The following is a 1,421-nucleotide window of genomic DNA, read 5'->3' as shown; positions in this document are numbered from 1 at the left end:
ACCACATGCTATTTCTCGATGGCGTATACGCCGAAGATACCTATGGCCAACGGCGGTTCCATCGGGTCAAGGCACCCACTCAACATGAACTCAATGCGCTCGTTAACACCCTCAGCCACCGGGTCGCTCGCTGCCTGGAAAAACGCGGTCTGTTGGAGCGAGATGCCGAGAATACCTGGTTGACGCTGGACGAGGAAGGAGGAGATGTACTCACGCAAATGCACGGTTCCTCGGTGACTTACCGCATCGCCACCGGCCCCCAGCAAGGGAGTAAGGTCTTCACCCTGCAAACCTTCCCTCATTGCGAAAGTGAGAAGCCAGGCTATGGCCAAGCGGCTAAAGTGGCAGGGTTTTCACTCCATGCCGGTGTGATGGCCGAAGGACATCAGAGGGATAAACTCGAACGGCTCTGCCGCTACGTTAGCCGACCCGCTGTTTCAGAAAAGCGCCTGGCATTGACCTCCAATGGACACGTTCGGTATGAACTCAAAACCCCGTATCGCAATGGCACAACCCATGTGATCTTCGAACCCATGGACTTCATGGCCAAGCTGGCTGCACTGGTACCCAAGCCGCGCGTCAACCTCACCCGATTCCACGGAGTCTTCGCACCGAACAGCAAACACCGTGTTCAGGTCACACCGGCTAAACGCGGAAAAAAGCCTGACAAACTAGAAGCAGCCGATACTGACTGGCTCGATAAGACCCCTGAAGAGCGGCACCATGCCATGACATGGATGCAGCGACTTAAGCGAGTCTTCAATATTGATATTGAGGTTTGCGAGCACTGTGGAGGGCATGTCAAAGTGATTGCCAGCATTGAGGATCCGGACATAATCGAGCAGATTCTTAAACATCTCAAACAGAAGGCGGCCAAAGCCGATACTAACCATCACACCCAGCCGCCAGAGCGAGCCCCACCACTGACTCCCAGCCTGTTCGGCCCATCGCAGACTCGTTTATTTAATTGACGCTCCTAAGCTCTCAATCCATGTACTGTCAGCCTTTGCGGCAGGCCGGTGGGGCAACTGTCAGCTAAAGATCCATTCGCCAGGCACTTTTCGGTCAAATCGACCAAAATACGACCTTCTTTGGGCGCTGTGAAGCTAAATTCCGGGGCTTAGGCAATAAAAATGAGCAGCAATTTCGGGTATGCTACTTCATCCGAAGGGTGAAAAGGTGCTTTAAACGTCCTATAGGCCCAATGCCGAATATTGAGAAAACCTTCCGGAAATATAATGCGTGCATGGCTGTTTAGGGAAATTATTAAGTATGTCTATTTTGTTTAAAATGGGCATCCAATTTATTTAAATTTCAATTTTCAGTAGTTCGATGATTTTGTTTTCTAGTGAGCTGCTGATTGGCTGTACAGACGATTGAAAATGCTGAATGGTTTTCTTGTCTTTACTTATTAAATATTT

Annotated in this window: 1 protein-coding gene; it reads left to right on the top strand. The window is 50.2% G+C overall.

Features of this window, described 5'->3' with window-relative positions; genetic code table 11:
* Window positions 1-971 (top strand): transposase (locus tag A3766_RS10905; protein WP_197472824.1); only part of this gene is annotated, 971 nt, incomplete at its 5' end.
* Window positions 972-1,421 lie beyond the last annotated feature (450 nt).

It is taken from the genome of Oleiphilus sp. HI0132 (assembly GCF_001635845.1).
The sequence above is the reverse complement of the archived record's forward strand: the minus strand, read 5'-3'. Positions and strand labels throughout refer to the sequence as shown.